This is a genomic window from Sphingomonas sp. Leaf25, from assembly GCF_001421635.1.
In the GTDB taxonomy this organism is placed as follows: Bacteria; Pseudomonadota; Alphaproteobacteria; order Sphingomonadales; family Sphingomonadaceae; genus Sphingomonas.
Window position 1 is genome coordinate 465,852 of sequence record NZ_LMKU01000012.1, and the last position, 25,290, is coordinate 491,141.

Below are 25,290 nucleotides of genomic sequence, written 5' to 3' on the forward strand. Positions count from 1 at the left end.
GTCGCCTGGGCGATGGGGCGGACCGGTTTGGGGCCGTTCCGCTGTTGGAGCGCGGCCTTTAGCGAACCTTTGCCCCCATGCAAACCCTATTTATGGGATGTGCGGAAATAAGCGTCAGAAGCGCACCCGGTCGCGGTTCTGGCGGTCGATCGCCATCAGGATGCCGATGCAGCCGAGCACCGTCATCTGCGCCGATCCGCCATAGCTGACGAGCGGCAGCGGGATGCCGACGACGGGCGCCAAACCCATGACCATCATCAGGTTGATCGCGACGTAGAAGAAGATGGTGGTGGCAAGGCCGCCGGCGACCAGCTTGGCGAAGCGGCCCTCGGCGCGCACGCCGACGTTCACGCCCCAGCGCACCAGCAGGATGAACGCCGCGATCAGGAAGATGCCGCCCATCAGCCCCCATTCCTCCGCCATCGTCGCGAACACGAAGTCGGTGTGGCCTTCGGGGAGATAGTCGAGATGGCTCTGGGTGCCGTTCAGGAACCCCTTGCCGAAGATGCCGCCCGATCCGATCGCGATCTTCGACTGGCTGATGTGATAGCCGGTGCCCAGCGGATCGCTTTCGGGATCGAGGAAGATCAGCACGCGATTGCGCTGATAGTCATGCAGCAGGAACTGGAAGGCGAGGGGGGCCGCGATCGCGACGGCCAGTGCGCCGCCGACGAACAGCCGGATCGGCAGACCGGCAAGGAACATAACGGTCAGGCCGCCGCTGGTAATCATCAGCGCGGTGCCAAGATCGGGTTGCAGCATCACCAGCCCGGCGGGCAGCCCCAGCATGATCGCGGCGGGCCAGACCGCCCCGAAACGGCGGATTTCACCGGCAGGCAACAGGTCGTAGAAGCGTGCCAGTGCCAACACCATCACCGGCTTCATGAATTCGGACGGCTGCACCCGGATGATGCCCAGATCGAGCCAGCGCTGCGACCCGCCCTTCACCGCGCCGAGCAGTTCGACGAGGATCAGGCTGACGGTGATGACGGCATAGGCGGGGAGCGCCATGTTCTGCCAGAACGACACCCGGACCCGCGACAGCGCGATCGCGCCGGCGAGGAAGATGAAGAACGCCATCCCCTGTCGTTCGGCCCATGGCGACGGGCTGCCGCCGGCAGCGGAGAACAGGACGACGATGCCGAAGCCGCTGATCGCCAGCAGCAGGAACAGCACCCGCCACGGCAATTGCGCGAGCGGGGCGGGGACGAAGCCGAGGCCGTGCGACGTCGTCTGGTTGATGCGTTTCATTCGGTCCGTTCGGTCACGTTCGATTGGGCGACGGCGGTGTCGGGCTGGCTCTGGTTCACCGCGCTGTCGACGACGTTGGTGGTGGCCCCCTCGACATCCGCCGGGGTGGCGGGAACGGTGAGGACGGGGGCGGCCTGTGCCGCCTGAAACGCGCGCCACTGGCTGTCCATGCGGGTCTTTACATCGCCGCCCCATTCGCGCTCCAACGGTTCGAGGCGCTTCATCGCCTTTTCCCGGTCGAACAGCCATGACAGGATGTCGCTGGCGATCGGCGCGGCGGTGTAGATATGCCCTGAGTGTTCGAGGACGACCGAGACGGCATAGCGCGGCTTGTCGGCCGGGGCATAGCCGATGAAGAGCGAGTGGTCGCGCATGCGGAACGGCAGCGCGCCGTCGCCGAGCACGCCGGTGCGGCGTTCGGCCATGGTGATGCGGCGGACCTGCGCGGTGCCGGTCTTGCCCGCCAGTTCGATGCCGGGCAGCCCCTGAAACCGCGAGCGGCCGCCGGTCCCGCCGCCGTTGATGACCGCCCATGTCGCCTTGTGGACTGTCGCCAGCATCTCTGGATCGATGTTCATCGATTGCGCCGGGCGGTGCGGGGTGTCGAGCAACAGCCGGGGAACGACGTGGCGCCCCTGCGCGATGCGCGCCGCCATCACCGCCAGTTGCAGCGGATTGGTAAGGACATAGCCCTGACCGATCGAGGCGTTGACCGAGTCCGCCACGGTCCATTTCTGTTTGTATTTGCGTAGCTTCCACGCGCTATCTGGCACGGTGCCATAGCGTTGCGACTGGAAGGGAAGCTCGAATTCCTGCCCCAGTCCCATCGAGCGGACGACGGGGGCGAACCGATCATAGCCGAGCTCGCGAGCCATGGTGTAGAAATAGATGTCGCAGCTCTGCGCGACCGCGCCGACCATGTCGAGCGGGCCGTGGCCGCCGCGCTTGTGACAGTGGAAGCGGCCGGTGCCGACCTGTAGCACGCCCGAGCAATTGACCCGGCGATGCGGGTCGATCCCGGCCTGCAATATTGCCAGCGCGTGCATCGGCTTGACCGTAGAACCGGGAGGATAAAGACCCTGCAAGGTCTTGTTCATCAACGGAATATGGTCATCATCCGACAGCATTTTCCACTCCAGCCGGCCGATGCCGTCGGAAAAGCTGTTGGGGTCGTAGGCCGGCATCGACACCATCGCCAGCACGTCGCCTGTGATCGCATCCATCACCACCGCCGAACCCGAATTGGGGCCGAGGCGACGGGCGGCATATTCCTGTAGTCCGAGGTCGATCGTCAGCCGGGCGTTCTGCCCCTGCCGGTCGGGCCGGGTTTCGAGTTCGCGGACCACCTGACCGCGCGCGGTGACTTCGACCCGCTTGGCCCCGGCAATACCGCGCAGCCGGGGTTCGAGCGCCTTTTCCAGCCCGTCCTTGCCGAGCTTGAAGCCGGGCGTGTTCATCAGCGGGTCGCGCGATTCCTTGTACTGCTCGCGGGTCGCCGCGCCGACATAGCCGGTCAGGTGCGCGACCGAGGCACCGCCCGGATAGTTGCGCGAGAAGCCGCGCGTCGGCTGAACGCCGGGCAGTTCGGGCAGGCGGACGCTGACGGCGGCGAAACGCTCCCAGTCGAGGTTCTCCGCCACCTGTACCGGTTGCGAGCGGCGGGCGCGTTCCAGATCGGTCTGGATGCGCGCCATGTCTTCGGGGGTGAGCGACAGCAACTGGCGCAACTCGCCCAACACACGGTCGCGGTCCTCCATCCGGTCGGGGATCAGGTCGACACGGAAGTCGGTGCGGTTGTTGGCGATCGGCGCACCGTGCCGGTCGATGATCCACCCGCGCCGCGGGGGAATCATCGTCAGGTTGACGCGGTTGCTTTCGGCGAGAAGGTTATAGCGCTCGTTCTCGGCGACCGATAGCCATGTCATCCGCCCGGCGAGGACGAGGCCGACCGCCGCCTGCGCGCCGCCCAGCACCATCGCACGCCTGGAAAAGCTGAATGCCTGTTGGGCTTCGGTGACGATCCTGCTCATTCATCCTCACGGCCACCCAGCGCCGTACATAGCCGCGTCGCCAGTGGAAACAACGCCACGGAAACGATGATCTGAAACAACAATGCGGTATCGACATGCGCGCCGAAGCTGGTGGCGAAGGCGCGGCCGAGCACGAGCGACAGCGCGATCGACCCGCCGGCGAGGAGCCAGTCCTGCCAGAAGTCGCGCGTCATCATGCGGGTATCGACGAAGTCGAGCATCAGCATGCACAATTGCCACAACAGCATCGCGCTGCCCAGCGGCTGACCACTCACCAGATCGTCGAACAAGCCGAGTGGTGCCGCCGCCCAGATGGGCAGGGTGTGCGGGCGCAGCAGCCGCCAGCCGAGCAGCAGCATCAGCCCGAACGGCGGCAGGAACGGCACCTTGGCCACCACCGGGATCAGCGTGACGAGCGATCCGGCGAGGATGCTCAGCACGGCACGCCTGGCGATGATGCGGTCGGTGCCGTCGTCGACAGGCCCTAGCAGCTTCATTCGGCGGCGGGCCGCGGCGTCGGCGTGGCGCTGGGCGTCGGACGGGGCACCGGCGCGGGAAGATAGGTGCGTTCGACCAGCGCGAAGTCGAGCCCGTCGGGGTTGGCGAGCGCGCGGGCCGGGGCCACGTCGCGCGCGCTCTTGACCACGCGCGCCACCGGCACGCCCGGCGGATAGATGCCGCCGGTGCCCGAGGTCACGAACAGGTCGCCGGCCAGCAACGGCACGTTGACGATGCCGGCCGAGCGGACTTCGATCATGCCGTTGCCTTGCCCTGCGACGATCGCCGACAGCCCGTCCCGGGTGCGTAGCACCGGCACGATGCTTTCGGGATCGATCACCAGCAGGACGCTGGCGGTGTTGGGGCTGGTTTCGACGATGCGGCCGATCAGCCCGTTGGGGCCCCGCACCGGCTGGCCGCGCAGCACGCCCTGACGCGATCCGGCGTTCAGCGTCGCATAACGCCGCGTGCTGCCGGCCGAGCTGTTGACCAGCCGGGCGGTGGCGACCGGCATCGGCGAACGGTCGCGCAGGGCGAGCAGGGCACGCAGCCGCTGGTTCTCGCGGTTGAGCAGGCGTGCCTGCACCAGATAGCGGCGGGTGGCTTCCTCCCGCGCTTTCAGCGCGCGGTTCTCGCTGACCGTGCCGAAATGATCGCCGATGCCGCGCGGGATCGAGGCGAGGCCATCGCCCCCCCAGTCGAGTACGGCGGAGATCGGCGTCGTCGCCTCGCGCAGCGCGCCGCGCAGCGAGGCGAAGGCGCGCGGATCGATGATCGAGATCGTCAGCAGGATCGCGCCGAGCAGCGCGCCGGTCGCCGCCATGACATAGGCGGCGAACACGGTATATTGCGCCCGACGTGAAAATCCCGGCCGCAGATTGCGTGGCGGCGCCATTGCCCCCGGTCCTTACGCTTAGACGGCGAGCAACACGCCCTTGTAGATCGGATCCTCGAGCGCGCGGCCGGTGCCGAGCGCGACGCAGGTCAGCGGGTCCTCGGCGACCGTCACCGGCAGGCCGGTTTCGTCGCGCAGCACCTCGTCGATACCCTGGAGCAGCGCGCCGCCGCCGGTGAGGACGATGCCTTGATCGACGATGTCGGCGGCCAGTTCGGGCGCGGTATTCTCGAGCGCGATCCGCACGCCCTCGACGATGGCGGCGACGGGTTCGGACAGCGCCTCGGCGATCTGGCCCTGATTGATCTGGATTTCCTTGGGTACCCCGTTCACGAGGTCGCGGCCCTTGATGTAGATGAGCGTGCCGATCCCGTCGGCGGGCGGCTTGGCGGTGCCGACTTCCTGCTTGATCCGCTCGGCGGTGGCTTCGCCGATCAGCAGGTTGTGGTTGCGGCGGACATAGCTGACGATCGCCTCGTCCATCTTGTCGCCGCCGACGCGCACCGAGGTGGAATAGGCAAGGCCGCGCAGCGACAGCACGGCGACTTCGGTGGTGCCGCCGCCGATGTCGACGACCATCGACCCGATCGGTTCGGTGACGGGCATGTCGGCACCGATCGCGGCGGCCATCGGTTCCTCGATCAGCCACACCTGCGACGCGCCGGCGTTCGACGCGGCATCGCGGATCGCGCGGCGCTCGACGCTGGTCGAGCCCGAGGGGACGCAGATCACGATCTGCGGCCAGCGGATGAAGCGGCGCTGGCCATGCACCTTCTGGATGAAGTGCTTGATCATCTGTTCGGCGACGTCGATGTCGGCGATGACGCCGTCGCGAAGTGGACGGATCGCCTCGATCGAGCCGGGGGTCTTGCCCATCATCAGCTTGGCGTCGTCACCGACCGCCTTGACCCGCTTGACACCGTTCAGCGTCTCGACCGCCACGACCGACGGCTCGTTCAGCACGACGCCGCGACCGCGCAGATACACCACCGTATTGGCGGTGCCGAGATCGATCGCCATATCGTGCGACATGAACTTGAAGAAACGCGAGAAGAAGGCCATCGATACTTCCGTCGTTGCCCGCGTGTCCCGACGCGGCGGTTCGCAGCTTGTACCTCGACCCGTCCGATCGGTTATCCGATCGGTTGCACGATGGCAGTTCCAGGTCGCGGGATGAGGCCGCTTGGGCTAGAGCGATCTCCATGTCAATACGCCGTCTCCCCGAGCATCTCGTCAACCGTATCGCGGCGGGCGAAGTGGTGGAACGCCCTGCTTCCGCGTTGAAAGAACTGGTCGAGAACGCGATCGACGCCGGGGCCAGCCGGATCGCCGTGAAAATCGCCGGTGGCGGCATCGATCTGATCGAGGTGAGCGACGACGGGTGCGGCATGACCCCTCCCGAAATGGCACTTTCGCTCGAACGCCATGCCACATCGAAGCTGCCCGACGACCGGATCGAGGCGGTGACGACGCTGGGATTCCGGGGCGAGGCGCTGCCCTCGATCGCCAGCGTGGCGCGACTCGCGATCGAGAGCCGGCCGGCGGGCGCGGAAGGTTGGTTGCGCACGGTGGACAATGGCGAGGTGGTCGAGGACCGGCCCGCCGCCGTGCCGCCGGGCACGCGCATCCGCGTCGAGGGGCTGTTCGCGCGGGTGCCGGCGCGGCGCAAGTTCCTGCGATCGGCGCGCGCCGAATTTGGCGCCTGCGTCGATCAGGTGAAGCGCCTCGCCATGGCGCGCAGTGACATCGCCTTCTCGCTCGATCATGACGGGCGGCGGGTGTTGAGCGTGCAGGGGGCTGAGTCGCGGCCCGAGCGGGTCGCGGGCCTGATCGACCGGGCGCTGGCCGCCAATTCGATCGGGCTGGACTGGGCGCGCGAGGGGATGCGGCTGGGCGGGGTCGCCGGGCTGCCGACGTTCCACCGGGGGGTGGCCGATCACCAGTATCTGTTCGTCAACGGCCGGCCGGTGCGCGACCGGTTGCTGTCGGGCGCGGTGCGCGGCGCCTATGCCGAGATGCTGGCGCGCGATCGTCATGCGGTGGTGGCGCTGTTCCTCGACGTCGATCCCGATCTGATCGACGTGAACGTCCATCCGGCCAAGACCGAGGTGCGGTTTCGCGATCCCGCCGCCGCGCGTGGGCTGATCGTCGGGGGCCTGCGCCGCGCGCTCGACGAGGCAGGGTTCCGCGCAGCGCAGCGGCCGGCCGACGTGGCGATGACGGCATGGACCAGAGAGCAGATCGTCGCGCCCGCGCCGCTGCCGCCGCTGGCCGAGGCCGCGCCATCGCCGGGCTTCGCGTTTCACGAACGCCGCGCGACGTTCTTCGCGCCGCCACCACAGGCACGCGCCGAGCCGGCGGTCGAACCGGTGCCGGCCTCCACCCAATTCCCGCTGGGCGCGGCGCGCGGACAGGTCGCGCGGACCTATATCGTCGCCGAAGCCGAGGACGGGCTGGTGCTGGTCGACCAGCATGCCGCGCACGAACGGTTGGTGCTGGAACGGATGCGCAAGGGGCTGGCGACCGGCGGGGTCAAGACCCAGGCGCTGCTGATCCCCGAAGTGGTCGAGCTCGACGAGGTGGCGTGCGACGCGCTGGAGGACCGCGCCGCCGAGCTGGCCGAGTTCGGGCTGGAGCTGGAGCGGTTCGGGCCGCGCGCGATGCTGGTGCGCGCCACGCCGGCGGTGCTGGGGCAGGGCGATGTCATCGGCCTCGTCACCGATCTGGCCGACGAGATCCGCGCGCACGATGCCGCGCTGTCGCTCAGGGAACGGATCGATCACGTCGCGGCGACGATGGCCTGCCACGGATCGGTTCGTGCCGGGCGGGTGTTGTCGGTGGCGGAGATGAACGCACTGCTGCGCGAAATGGAAGTGACCCCGCATTCCGGCCAGTGCAACCACGGCCGCCCGACGTGGATCAAGCTGGCGCATGGCGACATTGAACGGCTGTTCGGCCGGAAATAGGAAGTCAGGATCATGAAGTTCACCGACATCGCAGGCCCGAACGCGACCGATACGATGCGTGTGCTCGGCCGCCCGACCGATCGGATCGAGGGGCCGCTCAAGGTATCGGGCCGGGCGACCTATGCCGCCGAGTTCGATGTGCCGGGGCAGATGTACGGCGTGATCGTCGGCGCGACGATCGCGCGCGGGCGGATCGTGGCGATCGATGCGTCGGCCGCGCTGGCGGCACCGGGGGTGCGCCATGTCGTGACCCATGAGAATGCGGGCGAGCTGGCGCTGGGCGACGATCACAAGGCGCCGATGCTGGCCGGGCCGCAGGTCGACCAGTTCGGGCAGGCGGTGGCGCTGGTCGTCGCCGACGGATTCGATGCGGCGCGGGCGGCAGCGAAGCTGGTGCGGGTCGACTATGCGGCGGACGAGGGCAGCTTCGATCTGGCGCAGGCGCGCGACGATGCCGCCAAGCCGCATTCGGCGAAACGGCATGGCGATTTTGATACCGCCTTTGCCGAGGCCGAGGTGCGCGTCGATGCGACCTACACCACCCCCGATCATGCCCATGCGATGATGGAGCCGCATGCGTCGATCGCCGCGTGGGAGGGCGACACGCTGACGCTGTGGACCGCGAACCAGATGGTCGACTGGGCCGCGCGCGACATGGCGAAGGTGCTCGGCATCCCCAGGGACAAGGTGCGGATCGTCGCGCATCATGTCGGCGGCGGCTTCGGCGGGAAATTATGGGTGCGCGCCGATGCAGTGCTGGCGGCAGTGGCGGCGAAGGCGGTGGGCAGGCCGGTCAAGGTGGTTCTTGCGCGCCCGCAGGTGTTTAACAACACCACGCATCGCTCGGCGACGATCCAGCGCATCCGGCTGGGCGCGACCCGTGACGGCCGGCTGACCGCGATCGGCCATGATAGCTGGTCGGGCGACCTGCCCGGCGGCAGCCCTGAAGGGGCGGGCGCGCAGACCCGGCAGTTGTACGCCGCGCCGAACCGGCTGGTGGTCGAGCGGCTGGCCGAACTGCATCTGCCCGAGAGCAATGCGATGCGTGCGCCGGGCGAAGCGGTGGGGATGATGGCGCTGGAAGGCGCGATGGACGAGCTGGCCGAAACGCTGGGTGTCGATCCGGTCGAGCTGCGCATCCTGAACGATACGCAGGTTGATCCTGAGAAGCCCGAGCGGCGCTTTTCGCACCGCGACCTGATCGGGTGTCTGCGCGAAGGCGCGGCGCGGTTCGGCTGGGAACGGCGGGTGGCCACGCCGGGGCGGGTACGCGACGGGCGCTGGCGGATCGGCATGGGGATGGCGGCGGCGTATCGCGGCAACATCGTGGTCAAATCGGCGGCGCGGGTCGGGATTGGCGCGGACGGCCGTGTCACCGTCACCACCGACATGACCGACATCGGCACCGGCAGCTACACGATCCTCGCGCAGACCGCCGCCGAGATGCTCGGCGTCGAGCTGGATCAGGTGACGGTACGGCTGGGGGAGTCGGGCTTTCCGGTGTCGGCCGGGTCGGGCGGGCAGTTCGGCGCGAACAGCTCGACCGCCGGGGTCTATGCCGCGTGCGTTGGCTTACGCGACCGGATCGCCGAGGCGGTCGGCTTCGATGCCGCCACGGCGCGCTTCGCCGAGGGGCGGGTGTGGTCGGGCAACCGGTCGGTGCCGCTCGGCGAAGCGGCGGGGGCCGACGGGATCGAGGTCGAGGACCGGATCGAGTTCGGCGACCTGACCAAGAAGTTCGTGCAGGCGACGTTCGGCGCGCATTTCGTCGAGGTCGGCGTCGACGACGAAACGTGCGAAATCCGCGTGCGGCGGATGACCGGCGTGTTCGCCGCCGGGCGCATCCTGAACCCCAAGGCGGCACGCAACCAGATATTGGGGGCGATGACGATGGGGGTCGGCGCGGCGCTGACCGAGGAACTGGTGGTCGACGCACGGCTCGGCGGGTTCATCAACCACGACATGGCCGAGTATCATGTGCCGACCCATGCCGACATTCCGTATCAAGAGGTCGTGTTTCTGGATGAGGAGGACCCGTATTCGTCGCCGATGAAGGCGAAGGGGGTCGGGGAGCTGGGCATCTGCGGCGTCGGCGCGGCGGTGGCCAATGCGGTGTACAATGCCACCGGAGTGCGGGTGCGCGAGTATCCGATCACGCTGGACAAGGTGTTGGCGGGGTTGGACCGGTAAACCCATTCGTCACTCCCGCGCAGGCGGGAGTCCATAGGCGCTGACGGTACGGGAGGGTCGCGACCGCTGCCGGCAATGGATTCTCGCTTTCGCGGGAATGACGCTTGGTGGTGGTGGCGCTACTGGACCACGTTCGTCATTCCGGCGGATGCCGGAATCCATGAATACGGGCGTTCTCGCAGAAGCTGCGACCTTGCCTGTCCATGGATTCCGGCCTTCGCCGGGATGACGAGGGTAAGCGTTACGCCGCGACCCGGCGGCGTTCCGCCATTTCGGTGTTGAGCATCTCCGCCAGCAGGAACGCCAGTTCGAGGCTCTGCCCGGCGTTGAGGCGTGGGTCGCAGTGGGTGTGGTAGCGGTCGGCCAGCGCCTGTTCGGTCACGGCGATCGCGCCGCCGGTGCATTCGGTGACGTTCTGCCCGGTCATCTCCGCATGGATGCCGCCGGCGTGGCTGCCCTCGGCCCGGTGGACCGCGAAGAAACCGCGCACTTCTGCCAGGATGCGCTCGAACGGCCGCGTCTTGTAGCCGGTCGTCGCCTTGATCGTGTTGCCATGCATCGGGTCGCACGACCACACCACCGGATGGCCTTCGCGCTGCACCGCGCGGATGAGTTTCGGCAGGCCGCTTTCGATCTTGTCGTGGCCATAGCGGGTGATGAGCGTCATCCGTCCCGGCACGCGCTTGGGGTTCAGCGTGTCGAGCATGCGCAGCAGCGCGTCGGGTTCGAGGCTCGGCCCGCATTTGATGCCGATCGGGTTGCCGATGCCGCGCAGGAACTCGACATGCGCCGACCCCTCGAACCGGGTGCGGTCGCCGATCCACAGGAAATGGGCGGAAGTGTCGTACCAGTCGCCGGTCAGCGAATCCTGCCGGGTCAGCGCCTGTTCGTAGGGCAGCAGCAGCGCTTCATGGCTGGTGTAGAAGCTGGTCGCCTTCAACTGCGGCACGCTGTCGGCGTCGATGCCGCAGGCGGCCATGAAGTCGAGCGCCTCGCCGATGCGGTCGGCGACGGCGGCGTATTTCTTGGCCCAAGGGCTGCGGCCCATGAAGTCGTGGGTCCAGCGGTGGACCTGATGCAGATTGGCATAGCCGCCGGTCGCGAACGCGCGCAGCAGGTTGAGCGTCGCCGCCGCCTGCGAATAGCTGCGGATCATGCGCTGCGGATCGGGGATGCGGCCTTCGGGGGTGAAGGCGATGTCGTTGATGTTGTCGCCGCGATAGCTTGGCAGTTCGACGCCGTCGATCGTCTCGGTATCGGCCGAGCGCGGCTTGGCGAACTGCCCCGCCATCCGCCCGACCTTCACGGTCGGCAGCTTGGAGGCGAAGGTCAATACCACCGCCATCTGGAGGATGACGCGGAAGGTGTCGCGGATGTTGTTCGGATGGAATTCGGCGAAGCTTTCGGCGCAGTCGCCGCCCTGCAGCAGAAACGCCTTCCCCTGCGCCACCTGCGCCAGTTCGGCGGTCAGGTTGCGCGCTTCGCCGGCGAACACCAGCGGGGGATAGGACGCCAGTGCCTGGGTGGTGGCGTCCAACGCCGCGCGGTCGGGATAGGTGGGCATCTGGCGCGCTTGCGCGTTGGTCCAGCTATCGGGTGCCCAATTGGCCATGACGAAATCCATGCTACGAAAACGGGTAATTCCCATGCGCGAAACGGCCGCCACGCGCAATGAAGGAAAGCTTTGCCCGCCGGTCGCGCAGATCGATCAGCCGTAGCGTTCGGTAAATTCTTCCTGATCCATCACCAGATAGCGGACGAAATCGACCAGTGCCCAGATGCTGGTGACGGCGAGGCCGAACAAGGTGCAGGTCAGCACCAGCATGGCCACCGCCGACGCGGTGCGCCGCAGATAGAAGCGATGGATGCCGAAAATGCCGAGGAAAAAGGCGAGCAGCGCGGCGGCCAGCTTGTCCTTGCGTCCCCGCCGGGGCTGGCGCGGCGCTTCGGCCGGGCGCGGTACGACCGTGCCGGGGACGTGATAGATGCGCAGCGCACGGCCGTTCGAGATTTCGAAATCGACCTGCGCGCCGACCGCCGGGCCGATGCGGTCGCTCCAGTCGTCGGGCTCGAACCAGTAGCGCTGGCCATCGTCGCCGGCGATCCGCCCCTCGCGTCCGTCCCGATCGACGCCCAGTACCTGTCCCCGCATATCGTCCCCCGATGATTCGTGGGCGGATATGACGGGGAAGGGGCGGGGCGTGCAAGGGGTTAGCATTGCTTGCCTGCCCCTCCCTTGTCAGGCAGGGGAGCAAGTTACGGCAACGTCGGCCGCCAGTCCCATGCCAAGGGATCGCCGTCCATTACTTCGATCCCCGCCGTCGTCAGTTCGTCGCGGATCGCATCGCTCGCCGCGAAATTCTTGGCGGCGCGGGCCTCACGCCTTGCGGCGAGGCGAACCTCGACCGTGTCGGCATCGATCGTCGCGCCGGCCGGGCGCAGGCGCAGTTCGGCGCGATCGAGCGTGCCGAGCCGCAAGCCCAGCACCGCGTCGAAATCGGCGAGTGCCGCGATCCGGTCGGCGGGCGACAGCTTCTTGTCGGCGAGCATCTCGTCGAGCACCGGCAGCGCGCGCGGCGTGCCCAGATCGTCGGACACCGCCATGTCGAGCCGTTCGCGATAGGCGGCGGCCTTGCACACATCTCCCTCGCCCGAGGCGCGGGTCTTCAGCGCGGCGACGGTCATCACCAGCCGCTTCAACCGGGTCAGCGCCGCCAGCAGATTGTCGGGCGAAAATTCCAGTTCGGAGCGATACTGCGCCGACAGGCACATCAACCGATAGGCGAGCGGATGCACCCCGGCGTCGATCAGCGTCCGGAGCGTGGTGAAGCCGCCCTTCGACTTGGACATCTTGCCCGACCGGTCGACGAGGAAGTTGTTGTGCAGCCAGAACGCCGCGCCGCTGTCGCCGCAGCCGCACCATGCCTGGTTCTGCGCGATTTCGTTGGGGTGATGCACCTCGCGGTGGTCGATGCCGCCGGTGTGGATGTCGAACGGGGCACCCAGATATTTCAGGCTCATCACCGAACATTCGAGATGCCAGCCCGGCGCGCCCTTGCCCCAGGGCGAGTCCCATTCCATCTGGCGGCTCTCACCGGCCGGGGTCTTGCGCCAGATGGCGAAGTCCTGCGGATGGCGCTTGCCCGCCACCGGATCGATCCGGCCTTCGGCGGCATCGTCCTGCCCGCCGGCCAGCGCGCCATAGTCGGGCACGGTCGAACTGTCGAAATACAGGCCGCTGTCGAGTTCGTAGCAATGGCCCGGCGCGATCTTTTCGGCGAAGGCGATCATCTCGGCGATGTGGTCGGTCGCGACCGACCAGCGGGTCGGATCGTCGATGTTGAGGTCGCGCAGGTTGGTCTTGAACGCCTGCGTATAATGCGCGGCGATTTCCCAGATCGATTGCGCGTGTGCCTTGGCGGCCGCTTCCATCTTGTCGTCGCCGGCATCGGCGTCGGAGGTCAGATGGCCGACGTCGGTGATGTTGATGACGTGCGTCAGGGCATAGCCCTTCCAACGCAGCACGCGGCTGAGCGTATCGGTGAACACATAGGCGCGCAGATTGCCGATGTGGGCATAGTTATAGACCGTCGGCCCACACGAATACATGCGCACCCCCCGGGCGGGATCGAGCGGCTGGAACGGCTGAAGCGTGCGCGTCAGCGAATTGTGGAGCGAAAGCAGGGCACCGTACATGGCGGAGGCGTGTAGCGCGCCGCGTCCCGTCTGCAAATCGCTACCGTTCGGCGGGTAAATCGGCCGCGTGGCGGAACGCCCGCCGATACGGACGGTTGGTCCCGTCGTGATCGAAAAATGATTTCCGATCAATAACTTGATTCACATCAACCACCGGATGCCCTGTATCCGGCCAGCGGGAGAGCATGGCCATGGCCGAACCCGATTATCCCGGCGACATCGTTCACGACGATGCGCCCGCCTTTACCGCCAAGGACAAGGCCGAGCGCAGGACAGCCGCCCCACACGGCGAATCGTCGGTGTCGGGCGTCGCGGTGACGATCAATCGTCCGGCACGCGAGCTTTATGCCTATTGGCGCGACTTCGCGAACCTCGCGACCTTCATGCTGAACATCGAAGCGATCGACGTGATCGACCGGGAGCGGTCGCACTGGGTCGTGAAGGGACCGAACGGTCCGTATGAATGGGACGCGGTCGTCACCGAGGATGTCGAGGGCGAGCGAATCGGCTGGAAGGCCGAAAACGCCGATGTTGCCAACAGTGGGCAGGTGTCGTTCACTGAAGCCGCGCCCGGACGCGGCACCGTCGTCACCGCGACGATCGCCTATGATCCGCCCGGCGGCATCGTCGGCAAGATCGTCGCCAAGGTGACGCAGCAGGAACCGGCGATCCAGGCGCGTCGCGACCTGCGCCGTTTCAAGCAACTGATGGAGACGGGCGAGATCGCGACGACGACTCCCCCCAACCGCGAACCCAAATCGTAAAGGAGCGGCCGCCATGCGCGCACTTACCTGGCACGGCAAGCACGACGTCCGCGTCGACAACGTTCCCGATCCCGAGATCATCAACCCGCGCGACGCGATCATCAAGATCACCTCGACCGCGATCTGCGGGTCGGACCTGCACCTGTACGACGGCTATATCCCGACGATGCAGGCGGGCGACATTCTCGGCCATGAATTCATGGGCGAGGTGGTCGAGACGGGTTCCAGGTCCACGCTGAAGAAGGGGCAGCGCGTCGTCGTGCCCTTCGTTATCGCCTGCGGAAGCTGCTACCATTGTTCCAAGCAGCAATATTCGGGCTGCGACAACGGCAACCCGGCCGACAATCAGGATATTGCGCAGGAACTGTGGGGGCAGGTCGCCCCCGGCCTGTTCGGCTACAGCCACATGACCGGCGGCTATCCCGGCGGGCAGGCGGAATATGTCCGCGTGCCGTTCAGCGATGTCGGGCCGATCGTAATCCCCGACGGGATCGACGACGACAAGGTGCTGTTCCTGTCCGACATCCTCCCCACCGGATGGATGGCGGCCGAGAATGCCGACATCGAGGACGGCGATATTGTCGCGATATGGGGCTGTGGTCCGGTCGGGCTGTTCGCGATCCAGTCGGCGTTGCTGATGGGCGCGCACCGCGTGATCGCGATCGATCATTTCCCGCACCGGCTGACGCTGGCCAAGGGACTGGGGGCAGAAGTCCTCAATTTCGAGGAAACCGACATCTACGACGCGCTGATGACGATGACCGGCGGGATCGGACCCGATGCGGTGATCGACAGCGTCGGGTTAGAGAGTCACGGGTTGTTCGTGGACAATATCGTCGATCAGATCAAGGCGTCGACCTTCCTTGGCACCGATCGGCCGCATGCGCTTCGGCAGGCGATCGTCGCGTGTCGCAAGGGGGGCCGCGTTTCGGTGCCCGGCGTCTATGGCGGGATGATCGACAAATTCCCGTTCGGCGCGCTGATGGAAAAGGGGCTGACGCTCAAGACCGGGCAGACGCATGTCCAGCGCTATCTGCCCGGCTTGTTGGCGGCGATCATGGAGGACAAGATCGACACGACCTTCCTGATTTCCGACCGGATGGCGCTGGAGGATGCGCCCGAGGGTTACCGGAAATTCCACGACGAACAGAATGTCTGCACCAAGGTCGTGCTGAAGCCCGATTGGGCAAAAGCGGCGACCGGTTGATCGACGGTTCCGCCCGGCGGCGGGGGACGCTACCCCCGCCGCGCCTTCACGAACGCATCGACGTTGCGCGCCAGCACCGTCATCGGTACGCCGCCGCCCTGCACGACCGCGTCGTTGAACGCCTTGAAGTCATAGCGCGGCCCCAGTGCTTGCTCGGCAACCCCGCGCAGGCGGACGATTTCGGAATGGCCGACCTTGTAGCCGCACGCCTGCCCCGGCCACGAGCAATAGCGATCGACCTCGCCCGATACCTCGTCGACGCTCGATCCGTTGGTGGTGGCGAACCAGTCGATCGCTTGGGCCCGCGTCCAGCGCTTGGCGTGCAGCCCGGTATCGACCACCATCCGGCAGGCGCGGAACGCCAGCGACTGGAGATAGCCGAGCCGTCCGACGGGATCGCCGTCATATACGCCCAATTCATCGCCCAGTTGCTCGGCATACAGCGCCCAGCCTTCGGAAAAGGCGTTGAACTGGAGCAGCGAGCGGACCAGCGGCAGGCGGAAGGTATATTCGCCCTGCCACACATGGCCGGGGATCGCTTCGTGATACACCAAGGTCGGCAGCGAATAGCGCGTCCAGATGCCGGTGGTGCGCAGGTTGATCCATATGCGCCCGGGCGTCTTGCCGTCGATCGATCCCGCCCCGCCATAGGCGCCGGGTGCGCCGGCCTCCTCGACCGGCGGGATGCGCTTCACCTCGACATTGCCCGGCGCCAGCGTGTTGAACGCGCGCGGCATCCGGCCGCGAATGTCGGTGAGGCGGTTCTGGACCAGCGCCATGATCTGCGCGCGGCCGGGATCGCCTTCGGGAAAGACGAAGCGCGGGTCCTTGCCGAGCGCGGTCATCCGCTCGCCGACCGATCCTTGCGTATAGCCGAGCTTGCGCAGGATCGGGTCCATCTGCCCCTGCAACCGCGCCAGTTCGTCGCGGCCCTGCACATGGACCTCGTCCGGGGTCATCGTCGTGGTGGTCGAGGCGCGCAGGGCCCATGCGTACCAGCGATCACCCTGCGGCCGTGCCCATAGCCCGGCGTCCGACGTCGCCTTCGCCCGATCGGCGCGGACCGCCGCGATCTGTCGGTCGAGCGCGGGGCCGACCTTGTCGCGGGCGATCGCGGTGGCGCGGGCGGTCCAGTCGCCCGGAATGTCCTTCGTCCGCCGCGCAAGCGAAGTGACGATGTCCCAGCCTGCCGGATCGCCGCTACGCGCCTTGCCCAGTTGCAGCAGTGTCTTGTCGAGCAGGAAGTCGGGCGCGATCACCCCCATCGCCGAGGCGGCGCGCATCCGTTCGGTTTCGCCGTCCAGTTGCGTAGCATAGCTGTCGAGCCGCGCCAGATAGGCGTCGGCATCGGCGCGGGTCGCGATGGTATGATCGCTGTCGAGGAAGCGCGGTACGTCGAGATAGGCGCCGACGTTCTGGATCACGACATAGGGCGTGTTGCGCCAGCCGCCGACTGCCACGTCGCCGTACGGCAGCGCGAACCCGTCGAGCGCGGTTTCGAACGCGGTGCGCACCACGTCGACATCGGTGCGGGTGGCGGGCGACAGTTTCGTCGTGTCGATCGCCTTGAGCGTCGCGACATGCCGGCGCAGATGGTCGGCGACCTTGCGCTGCCCCGCCGCCGATCGGTCGCCGAGCTGCGACTTGAGTGCCGCCCGCGCGCCGGTATCGATGCCCAGCCCGGTCGCGCCCTCGGGATTGTCGGCGAGCAGCGCCTCGGCGATGCGCGACAGCGTCGCTTCGGCCGAGACGTCCGCCGCGCTTTTGGCAGGGGCCTGCGCGCGGGCGGGGAGGGCGGTGACGAGCGTCGAGGCGGCGGCACCCGCGATCCAGTCGCGGCGGGTGAGGTCCATGGGCGTTCCTTCGGGCAAGATCGTTCGCGCCGATACTTGTCCGCCCGCTCGGCGACGTCAATCGGCGGCGGCGACGTTCAGCACCGATCCCGACACACCGACGATGCGAACGCGGGTGCCGATTGGCAGATCGGGGCCGCGCGCGATCCAGTCACTGTCGCCGACGCGCACCCGCCCGGTGCCCCCGGCGATCGGTTCGATCACCACCACCTCCTGCCCGATCAGCCGCGCAGCCCGATCGTTGAGCAACGGATCGGCGCTGTCGACCGGATAGTCGGCATACCAGCGTCGCCCGACCAGTACCGTCACCACGCTCCACGCGCCGAACACGACCAGTTCGGCGGGCAGCGTCAGCGGCGGGAACAACAGCGCGAGCAGTCCGGTGATCGCGGCGGCGAGCGCCACGAACACGAGGAACACGCCCGGCACCGCCAGTTCGGCGACGCCCAGCGCCACCGCCAGCATCAGCCAGAGATAGCCGCTGTCGATCACCGCTGGTACGGGTCCGCCGCCGCGTGTTCGGCGGTCAGCGGCACGATCGGTTTGGTCGGTGCGGGGGTCTTGATCTCGCCCAGCGCTTCCTTCGCCAGTTGGCCGATGCCGCCCAGCGTCCCGATCAACTGCGTCGCCTCGACCGGGAACAGGATCGTCTTGGCATTGGGGCTGGTAGCGAATTTGCCGACCGCCTCGACATATTTCTGCGCGATGAAATAGTTGATCGCCTGCGTGCCCCCCGCCTCGATCGCGTCGCTGACCACGCGCGTCGCCATCGCCTCGGCCTCGGCGGCGCGTTCGCGCGCTTCGGAATCGCGGAACGCCGATTCGCGCCGGCCCTCGGCTTCGAGGATGCGCGCCTGTTTCTGTCCTTCGGCGCGCAGGATCTCCGACGCGCGGGTGCCTTCGGCTTCGAGGATGTTGGCGCGCTTCTCGCGCTCGGCCTTCATCTGGCGGCCCATCGCGTTGACGATGTCGGCGGGCGGGCGGATGTCCTTGATCTCGACGCGGGTGATCTTCACCCCCCATGGATTGGTCGCATGGTCGACGACGCCCAGCAGCCGCGCGTTGATCTCGTCGCGCTTCGACAGCGTCTCGTCGAGGTCCATCGACCCCATCACCGTGCGCAGGTTGGTGGTCGTGATCTGCTGGAGCGCGACATACAGGTCGGACACCTCGTACGCCGCCTTGGCAGGGTCGAGCACCTGGAAGAACACGACGCCGTCGGTCGACACCATCGCATTGTCGCGGGTGATGATCTCCTGCCCCGGAATGTCGATGACCTGTTCCATCATGTTGATCTTGTGACCGACGCGGTAGAAGAAGGCGGGGTAGAAATTGAACCCCGGCCGGGCGACGGCGGTGAAGCGGCCGAAATGTTCGATGGTATATTGATAGCCCTGCGTGACGATCTTCACGCTGGCGAACAGATAGAGCAGTACCAGCAGGACCAGCCCTGCGATCACGCCCAATATCATCGCGTCTCTCCCTGCTTGCCTGCAACCGCCATACCCTAGCATAGCGGCGCGATGGACCAAGCCCGAACCCTGCCGCCGCGATCGTTGCTGTTCGTTCCCGCGTCGCGCCCGCGCATGATCGCGAAGGCGGCGACCCTCGCGGCGGACTGGATCATCCTCGATCTGGAGGATGCGGTGCGCGAGGACCACAAGGATGTCGCGCGCGCCGGCCTTGCCGAAGCATTGGCGACGCTGGGCGACCGGCCGGTCGGCGTGCGGATCAACCCGCTCGACGGCGTCCATGCGGTCGCCGACCTTGCGGTAGTGGCGACGATCGATCCGGCGCTGGTCGTCGTGCCCAAGGTGGAGGATGCCGCCGGCCTCGCGCCGCTTGGGGTCCGGGCTTTGCTGCCGATGATCGAGACGCCGAAGGGGGTGCTCTCCGCCGCGTCGATCGCTGCCGCGCCGGGCGTCGTCGGGCTGATGGTCGGCACCAACGATCTGGCGGCGACGCTGCGCCTGCCGCCGCACGCGCCGCGATCGTCGCTGGCGCATGCGTTGCAGGCGGTGGTGCTGGCGGCGCGGGCAGGCGGCGGCTGGGCGATCGACGGGGTGTTCAACGCGCTCGCCGACGCGCACGGCCTCGCCGCCGAATGCGCCGAGGGGCGGCTGCTCGGCTTCGATGGCAAGTCGCTGATCCATCCCGATCAGGTCGCGCCCGCCAACGCCGCCTTCGCCCCGTCGGACGCCGAACTGGCCGAGGCGCATGCGCTGATCGCGGCGGCGCGCGGCGGGGCGGAGCGGTTCCGCGACCGGATGGTCGAGGATCTCCATGTCGAAACCGCCCGCGCGCTGATCGCCCGTTCGCGACGATAACTGCGCGTTGACGCTTGCCCGTCACGTTTCGGATCGATAGTGGGGCGCATGTCGCTCCGCCCGATCCTCGGACTCGCCGCCGGCCTGCTCGCCGCGACGTCCGCCTTCGCCCAAACGATCACCCCGCAGATGCTGCGCGATCATGTCGCGGTGCTCGCCAGCGACGAGTATGAAGGGCGCGAACCCGGCACCGCCGGAGGCGAGCGCGCCGAAGCCTATGTGACGCAGGCGTTTGCCGCCGCCGGCCTCAAACCCGGCGCGCCCGATGGCCGCTGGCGGCAGGAAGTGGCAATGACCGATGTTCGCGCCGCGACGATCGCCGGCACGGTGACGCGCGGCGGCAAGCAGGTGGCGCTCGGGGCGAACCAGATCGCGGGACTTGGCCTTGCTCCCACGACCAGCATCACCCGCGCGCCGTTGGTGTTCGTCGGACGCGGCGCGCCCGATCAGATGGCGGGCACCGACCTGACCGGCGCGGTCGCGGTGGTGATCGGTGGCACCGCGCCCGATGCGCCGCCGGTGCCCAACGCCGATCGCAATGCGGCATTGCAGGCGGCGGGCGCGCTCGGCGTACTGCTGATCGCCTCGGCGCAGGCACCATGGGCAGACGTTGCGCATTCCTTCTCGGAACTGACGATCGCCGGTCCGGTCAAGCGGCCCGGCTTCACCGGCCTAGTGTCGGCCGATGCGGCGCAGCTTTTGCTGGGCCGGAGCGCCGCAGACCTGCGCACGGCGGCGATCGCGCCGACCTTCCGCCCGGTCCGCTCCGACACGACGATCGATATTGCCGCGACCGGCACCGCGCGCCGCTATACCACCGCCAACATCGTCGGCATGCTCCCCGGCACGCAGCGCCCGAACGAGGCGGTGCTGCTGTCGGCGCACTGGGACCATATCGGCATCTGCGCCCCCGAAGGTGCTGCCGACCGCATCTGCAACGGTGCCGCCGACAACGCCAGCGGCACCGCGATCCTGATCGAAGTGGCCCGGGTGCTGGCGAAACAGCCGCGTAGCCCACGCAGCGTCTATTTCGTCGCGACCACGGCGGAGGAAAAGGGTCTGATCGGCGCGGACGCCTATGCCGCCGCGATCGTCGATACGCCGCTCAAGGTCGTCGCCAACCTCAACATCGATACTGCGGCGATCGTGCCCGTCGGCATGCCGGTGGCGATGGTCGGGCGCGGCAACCACCCCACGATCGACGCGATCGTCGACCAGACTGCCCGCGCGATCGGCCGCAAGGTCGATACCGATACCGAGGCCAACATCATGGTCCAGCGGCAGGACGGCTGGGCGTTTGGCCAGCGCGGCATCCCTGCCGTCATGGCGACCGGGTCGGTCAGCGACATGAAGCGGCTGTTCGCCTATCTCGACGGGCCGTATCACAAGCCGACCGACGACATGGCGCATATCGACCTGACCGGCGCGGCCGAGGATGCCAATTTGCACGTAGCACTCGCCCGCGCGCTGGCCGATCCCACGCGCTACCCGACCCCCGCCGCCCCCGCCCAACCGACGAAGTAAAGAAGCGACCCCCCATGGACATCACCCTCGGCCTCACCTTCGACGACGTGCTGCTGGTTCCGCAGGAATCGGACGTTCTGCCCAGCCAGGCCGACCCGCGCACCCGCGTCGCCCGCGATCTGGCGCTCAACATCCCGTTCCTCTCGTCGGCGATGGACACCGTGACCGAGGCCGACATGGCGATCGTCATGGCGCAACTGGGCGGCATCGGTGTGCTTCACCGCAACCTGACGATCGAGGAACAGACGGCGGCGGTGCGCGCGGTCAAGCGGTTCGAAAGCGGCATGGTCGTCAACCCGATCACCATCGCGGCCGATGCACCGCTGTCCGCCGCGCGCGCGCTGATGCAGCGGCACCGGATCAGCGGCATCCCGGTGGTCGAAGGGTCGGGCAAGCTGGTCGGCATCCTCACCAACCGCGACGTGCGCTTCGCCGAGAACCCGGACCAGCCGGTCGCCGAACTGATGACGCATGAGAATCTGTCGACGGTCCGTGTCGGCGTTTCGCAGGAAGAGGCGCGCCGCCAGCTCCACCAGCGCCGCATCGAAAAGCTGCTGGTCGTCGACGATAATTATCATTGCGTCGGCCTCATCACCGTCAAGGACATCGAAAAGGCCGTCACCTATCCCAACGCGACCAAGGACGGCACCGGCCGCCTGCGCGTCGCCGCCGCCACGACCGTCGGCGACAAGGGTTATGAGCGGACCGAGGCGCTGATCGACGCCGAATGCGACCTGATCGTCATCGACACCGCGCACGGCCACAACCGGCAGGTCGCCGAGGCGGTGCGCCGGGTGAAGGCGATCGCGCCGCACGTTCAGGTGATCGCCGGCAACGTGGCGACCGGCGAGGCGACCCGCGCGCTGATCGATGCGGGGGCGGACGGCATCAAGGTCGGCATCGGGCCGGGGTCGATCTGCACCACCCGGGTCGTGGCGGGCGTCGGCGTGCCGCAGTTGACCGCGGTGATGGACGCGGCGGAGGCAGCGGCCGGCACCGGCGTGCCGGTGATCGCCGACGGCGGCATCCGCACGTCGGGCGACGTCGCCAAGGCGCTGGCCGCCGGCGCGTCGGCGGTGATGATCGGATCGCTGCTGGCCGGCACCGAGGAAGCACCAGGCGAAACCTTCCTGTATCAGGGGCGCGCCTACAAGAGCTATCGCGGCATGGGATCGGTCGGGGCGATGGCCAAGGGATCGGCCGACCGCTATTTCCAGCAGGACATCAAGGACCAGTTGAAGCTGGTGCCCGAGGGGATCGAGGGGCAGGTGGCGTTCAAGGGTCCGGCCAAGGACGTCATCCACCAGTTGGTCGGCGGCGTGAAGGCGGCGATGGGCTATACCGGATCGAACACCATTACCGATCTTCAGGACCGGGCGCGTTTCGTCCGCATCACCAATGCGGGCCTGCGCGAGAGCCATGTCCATGACGTGACGATCACCCGCGAGGCGCCCAATTATCCGACGCGGTAAGCAGGCGAAGCGCGGCCGTCCGACTGGATTGATGTAGGTTATGTTGGTAGCGTCGCGCATGATTCTTCAGGATAACTGCGCATGACCCCGGCGGCCCGGACCCAGGCGGCGATCGATCTGGTCGATGCGATTCTCGATGCGGCGCGCGCTGGCGGCGCGGCGGGCGATCAGGTGGCGAAGCGTTTCTTCGCCGCGCGGCGCTATGCCGGTTCGAAGGACCGGCGGGCGATCCGCACGCTCGCCTATGATGCGGTGCGCCGTTTCGGCGAACCGCCGGTGAGCGCGCGTTCGGCGATCCTCGCGATGGCCGATGCCGATCCGCTGCTGGCGGCGACCTTCGACGGCGCACCTTATGGCCCGGCACCGATCGAGCCCGGCGAAGCCCGCGCGGAGGCGGGGCCGGCGCCGCGCTGGCTGGTCGAGGCGTTCGCTGCCGCTGGTTTGGGCGACACCGAACTCGTCGCGTTGCTGGACCGCGCCCCGCTCGACATCCGCGTCAACCGGCTGACCGCCGATCGCGACACGGTGCTGGCCGAGATCGGTGGCGAGCCCGCTGTCGACCTGCCCGACGCCATTCGTTTGCCCGCGGATGCCGCGATCGATCAGAACGGCGTGCTGAACGACGGTCGCGGCGAGGTGCAGGACATCGGCAGCCAGATCGTGTCGCTTGCCACCTGTGCCGAACCGGGCGGCTTCGCGATCGACCTGTGCGCGGGTGGCGGCGGCAAGACGCTGGCGATCGCCGCGCAGATGAACGGGCAGGGGCGTATCCTCGCCACCGATACCGATCGTCCGCGCCTGTCACGCCTTGCCCCCCGCGCCGCGCGTGCCGGGGTGACGATCGCCGAACCCCGGCTGATCGATCCGGGCAAGGAAATCGCGATGCTCGCCGATGTCGCCGGACAGGCCGACTGGGTGATGGTCGACGCGCCCTGTTCGGGCACCGGCACATGGCGGCGCAACCCCGAGGCGCGCTGGCGGCTGACCCCCGACCGGCTGGCGCGGGTGGTGGCCACGCAGGCGCGGCTGCTCGATGTGGCGGCGGAACTCACCGCGCCGGAGGGCACGATCACCTATGTCGTCTGCTCGCTGCTCGACGACGAAGGCGCGGGACAGGTCACAGCGTTCCTGGGGCGCCGTCCCGACTGGCGCGCGCTGCCGCTTGCATTGCCGCGCGGGCGCGTCCACGGTCCGGGCATGCGCCTGACCCCCGCCCATGACTCCACCGACGGTTTCTTCGTCGCGCGACTGGGCCGGGCCTGACGCGCAGGGCACGGGACAACCGGAGATGTTGATGCGGATTACCTCGGTCTCGGTGGCAGCGGCGCTTGCCCTTATCTGCGCCTCCACGTCCTTGAGCGGCCAGCGCCCCGATGCGCAGATCGACCCGCGCTCGATGACGTTGCTGCAACAGGGGCGCGCGGCGCAGGCCGCCGGCGACACGAGTGGTGCGACCGGACTGATCGAAAGCGCGCTGGTGATCGATCCGCGCAACCGGCAGGCGTTCGTGGCGCTGGCCGACATCGCCCGCGCGCAGGGGCTGCCCGGCAAATCGATCCGCCTGTACCGCGAGGCGCTCACGCTCGAACCCAATGATGTCGCCGCGCTGAAGGGCGAGGGCGAGGCGCTGGTGCAAAAGGGCGCGGTGACGAAGGCACGCGAGACGCTGGCGAAGCTTCGGACCGTGTGCGGCGCGACCTGCCCGGCGGCGGGTGAACTGGCGGCGGTGATCGCCAAGGGGCCGCCGGTGACGGCCACCGCGCAGCAGACGCCGCCGGTGGTGCCGGGCACGGCGGGCGCGACGCAGCAGTAACTGGGGGAAGCGGGATGATGCGGACGTTGATCCTGGGAACGGCCGCGTTGATCGCCGTTCCCGCACTGGCGCAGACCGAGGCGGAGCGCGCACCGAACATTCAGGTGCAGGGCAGCGCGACTGTCGAGACGAGGCCCGATCGCGCGCGGATGGCCTATTCGGTGCGCGGCGAGGGCAAAACCGCTGACGATGCCAGTCGCGCGCTGGCCACGACCCAGCGCGCGATCCGCGACGGCCTGGGCGGATTGCTCGGCCGCGATACGGAAATGACTACGGGCGACGTGGCGATCGGCGAGGTTCGCGGACCGCAATGCGACACCAATCCTTATGGTCGACCGCGATTGAGCGAGGGCGACTGCGCGGTCGTCGGCTATATTGCTACAATCAGCGGCATGGTGCGGACCGGTGCGATCGACCGGATCGGTACGGCGATCGGTCTTGCCGGACGGCTCGGCGCACGTGACGCGCGACTGCAGAATTTTGAGCTGGCCGATGTGGCGGCGGCGAAGCGTCGGGCGACGGCGGCGGCGATCGTCGATGCCCGCAACCGGGCCGAAACGCTGGCGACCGGGGCCGGAGTCCGGCTGGGCGATTTGCTGGCACTTACCGATCAGACCGGCATCAACGATGTGGTCGTGCAGTCGCTGGGCGTGAGCCGCAGCGCCGGTCCGCCTGCGCCTCCGGCACCCCCACCTCCGATCCCGATCGACGTGAAGCCGAAACCGATCGAAACCCGCGCCACGGTCTACGCCCGCTTCGCGATCGCGCGGTAGGAGCCGCCTGAGGCCCCAGCCTTCGCTGGGG

General features: G+C 68.0%; 22 protein-coding genes. 10 read left to right on the forward strand and 12 right to left on the reverse strand.

The features are described 5' to 3' along the window. Window positions 1-114: 114 nt before the first annotated feature. The 5 genes from rodA to ASE78_RS06780 are packed head-to-tail and all read right to left on the reverse strand — an operon-like array spanning window position 115 to window position 5,736. Window positions 115-1,251 (reverse strand): rod shape-determining protein RodA, encoded by a 1,137-nt coding sequence (gene rodA / locus ASE78_RS06760; RefSeq protein WP_056494775.1) that lies wholly within the window; start codon window positions 1,249-1,251, stop codon window positions 115-117. Beyond that, window positions 1,248-3,281 carry a penicillin-binding protein 2 gene (gene mrdA / locus ASE78_RS06765; RefSeq protein ID WP_056494778.1) on the reverse strand — a complete coding sequence of 678 codons (2,034 nt, stop codon included), beginning with the start codon at window positions 3,279-3,281 and terminating at the stop codon, window positions 1,248-1,250. The genes rodA and mrdA overlap by 4 nt, the downstream gene beginning before the upstream one ends. Continuing rightward, a complete protein-coding gene (mreD, locus tag ASE78_RS06770) occupies window positions 3,278-3,778 on the reverse strand; it encodes a rod shape-determining protein MreD (protein ID WP_056494781.1) in 501 nt (166 codons plus the stop codon). The genes mrdA and mreD overlap by 4 nt, the downstream gene beginning before the upstream one ends. Beyond that, window positions 3,775-4,674, reverse strand: a complete 900-nt coding sequence (gene mreC / locus ASE78_RS06775) for a rod shape-determining protein MreC (RefSeq protein ID WP_056494784.1) — start codon at window positions 4,672-4,674, stop codon at window positions 3,775-3,777. Before mreC ends, mreD begins: the two co-directional genes overlap by 4 nt. An 18-nt stretch (window positions 4,675-4,692) precedes the next feature. Beyond that, window positions 4,693-5,736: a rod shape-determining protein gene (locus tag ASE78_RS06780; RefSeq protein WP_055756311.1), complete on the reverse strand. Its 1,044-nt coding sequence runs from the start codon at window positions 5,734-5,736 to the stop codon at window positions 4,693-4,695. A gap of 140 nt (window positions 5,737-5,876) precedes the next feature. Between ASE78_RS06780 and mutL the strand changes: the two genes are divergently transcribed. Continuing rightward, window positions 5,877-7,640: a DNA mismatch repair endonuclease MutL gene (gene mutL / locus ASE78_RS06785; RefSeq protein WP_056494787.1), complete on the forward strand. Its 1,764-nt coding sequence runs from the start codon at window positions 5,877-5,879 to the stop codon at window positions 7,638-7,640. 12 nt (window positions 7,641-7,652) lie between these two features. Beyond that, the gene (paoC, locus tag ASE78_RS06790; RefSeq protein ID WP_056494790.1) at window positions 7,653-9,830 is read left to right on the forward strand and encodes an aldehyde oxidoreductase molybdenum-binding subunit PaoC; all 2,178 of its coding nucleotides are present in this window, start codon (window positions 7,653-7,655) and stop codon (window positions 9,828-9,830) included. Between the two features lie 241 nt (window positions 9,831-10,071). Here paoC and ASE78_RS06795 read toward each other — a convergent pair whose 3' ends face one another. From ASE78_RS06795 to ASE78_RS18620, 4 genes are all read right to left on the reverse strand, one after another. Further along, window positions 10,072-11,442 (reverse strand): class II 3-deoxy-7-phosphoheptulonate synthase, encoded by a 1,371-nt coding sequence (locus tag ASE78_RS06795; RefSeq protein WP_414886798.1) that lies wholly within the window; start codon window positions 11,440-11,442, stop codon window positions 10,072-10,074. Between the two features lie 96 nt (window positions 11,443-11,538). After that, a complete protein-coding gene (locus tag ASE78_RS06800; RefSeq protein ID WP_056494795.1) occupies window positions 11,539-11,982 on the reverse strand; it encodes a TM2 domain-containing protein in 444 nt (147 codons plus the stop codon). 104 nt (window positions 11,983-12,086) lie between these two features. Continuing rightward, window positions 12,087-13,526 (reverse strand): cysteine--tRNA ligase, encoded by a 1,440-nt coding sequence (cysS, locus tag ASE78_RS06805; protein WP_056494798.1) that lies wholly within the window; start codon window positions 13,524-13,526, stop codon window positions 12,087-12,089. A 40-nt stretch (window positions 13,527-13,566) separates the two neighbouring features. After that, window positions 13,567-13,719 carry a hypothetical protein gene (locus ASE78_RS18620; protein ID WP_156351314.1) on the reverse strand — a complete coding sequence of 51 codons (153 nt, stop codon included), beginning with the start codon at window positions 13,717-13,719 and terminating at the stop codon, window positions 13,567-13,569. Here ASE78_RS18620 and ASE78_RS06810 point away from each other — a divergent pair. Beyond that, window positions 13,718-14,290: an SRPBCC family protein gene (locus ASE78_RS06810; RefSeq protein ID WP_156349155.1), complete on the forward strand. Its 573-nt coding sequence runs from the start codon at window positions 13,718-13,720 to the stop codon at window positions 14,288-14,290. The genes ASE78_RS18620 and ASE78_RS06810 overlap by 2 nt on opposite strands. A gap of 13 nt (window positions 14,291-14,303) precedes the next feature. Next, a complete protein-coding gene (locus tag ASE78_RS06815) occupies window positions 14,304-15,497 on the forward strand; it encodes a zinc-dependent alcohol dehydrogenase (protein ID WP_055756299.1) in 1,194 nt (397 codons plus the stop codon). Between the two features lie 29 nt (window positions 15,498-15,526). On the opposite strand, the gene ASE78_RS06820 is transcribed toward ASE78_RS06815, so the two are convergent. The 3 genes from ASE78_RS06820 to ASE78_RS06830 are packed head-to-tail and all read right to left on the reverse strand — an operon-like array spanning window position 15,527 to window position 18,822. Then, the gene (locus ASE78_RS06820; RefSeq protein ID WP_056494801.1) at window positions 15,527-17,350 is read right to left on the reverse strand and encodes a DUF885 domain-containing protein; all 1,824 of its coding nucleotides are present in this window, start codon (window positions 17,348-17,350) and stop codon (window positions 15,527-15,529) included. A gap of 57 nt (window positions 17,351-17,407) precedes the next feature. Then, complete coding sequence (locus ASE78_RS06825; RefSeq protein WP_056495320.1) at window positions 17,408-17,815, reverse strand: NfeD family protein; 408 nt, start codon at window positions 17,813-17,815, stop codon at window positions 17,408-17,410. A gap of 23 nt (window positions 17,816-17,838) precedes the next feature. Next, window positions 17,839-18,822: an SPFH domain-containing protein gene (locus ASE78_RS06830; protein WP_056494802.1), complete on the reverse strand. Its 984-nt coding sequence runs from the start codon at window positions 18,820-18,822 to the stop codon at window positions 17,839-17,841. Window positions 18,823-18,873: 51 nt separating this feature from the next. Between ASE78_RS06830 and ASE78_RS06835 the strand changes: the two genes are divergently transcribed. The 6 genes from ASE78_RS06835 to ASE78_RS06860 all read left to right on the forward strand — a co-directional run bounded on the left by ASE78_RS06835 (window position 18,874) and on the right by ASE78_RS06860 (window position 25,259). Continuing rightward, window positions 18,874-19,677, forward strand: a complete 804-nt coding sequence (locus ASE78_RS06835) for an HpcH/HpaI aldolase/citrate lyase family protein (protein WP_056494805.1) — start codon at window positions 18,874-18,876, stop codon at window positions 19,675-19,677. Window positions 19,678-19,725: 48 nt separating this feature from the next. After that, window positions 19,726-21,201 carry a M20/M25/M40 family metallo-hydrolase gene (locus ASE78_RS06840; RefSeq protein ID WP_055756291.1) on the forward strand — a complete coding sequence of 492 codons (1,476 nt, stop codon included), beginning with the start codon at window positions 19,726-19,728 and terminating at the stop codon, window positions 21,199-21,201. A 14-nt stretch (window positions 21,202-21,215) separates the two neighbouring features. Further along, window positions 21,216-22,673 carry an IMP dehydrogenase gene (gene guaB, locus ASE78_RS06845; protein WP_056494810.1) on the forward strand — a complete coding sequence of 486 codons (1,458 nt, stop codon included), beginning with the start codon at window positions 21,216-21,218 and terminating at the stop codon, window positions 22,671-22,673. Window positions 22,674-22,754: 81 nt separating this feature from the next. Further along, on the forward strand, window positions 22,755-23,936 hold the full coding sequence (locus tag ASE78_RS06850; RefSeq protein ID WP_056494813.1) for an RsmB/NOP family class I SAM-dependent RNA methyltransferase: 1,182 nt from the start codon (window positions 22,755-22,757) through the stop codon (window positions 23,934-23,936). Between the two features lie 31 nt (window positions 23,937-23,967). Next, window positions 23,968-24,486, forward strand: a complete 519-nt coding sequence (locus ASE78_RS06855; RefSeq protein WP_056495323.1) for a tetratricopeptide repeat protein — start codon at window positions 23,968-23,970, stop codon at window positions 24,484-24,486. Between the two features lie 17 nt (window positions 24,487-24,503). Beyond that, window positions 24,504-25,259 carry an SIMPL domain-containing protein gene (locus ASE78_RS06860; RefSeq protein WP_162236470.1) on the forward strand — a complete coding sequence of 252 codons (756 nt, stop codon included), beginning with the start codon at window positions 24,504-24,506 and terminating at the stop codon, window positions 25,257-25,259. Window positions 25,260-25,290: the final 31 nt, after the last annotated feature.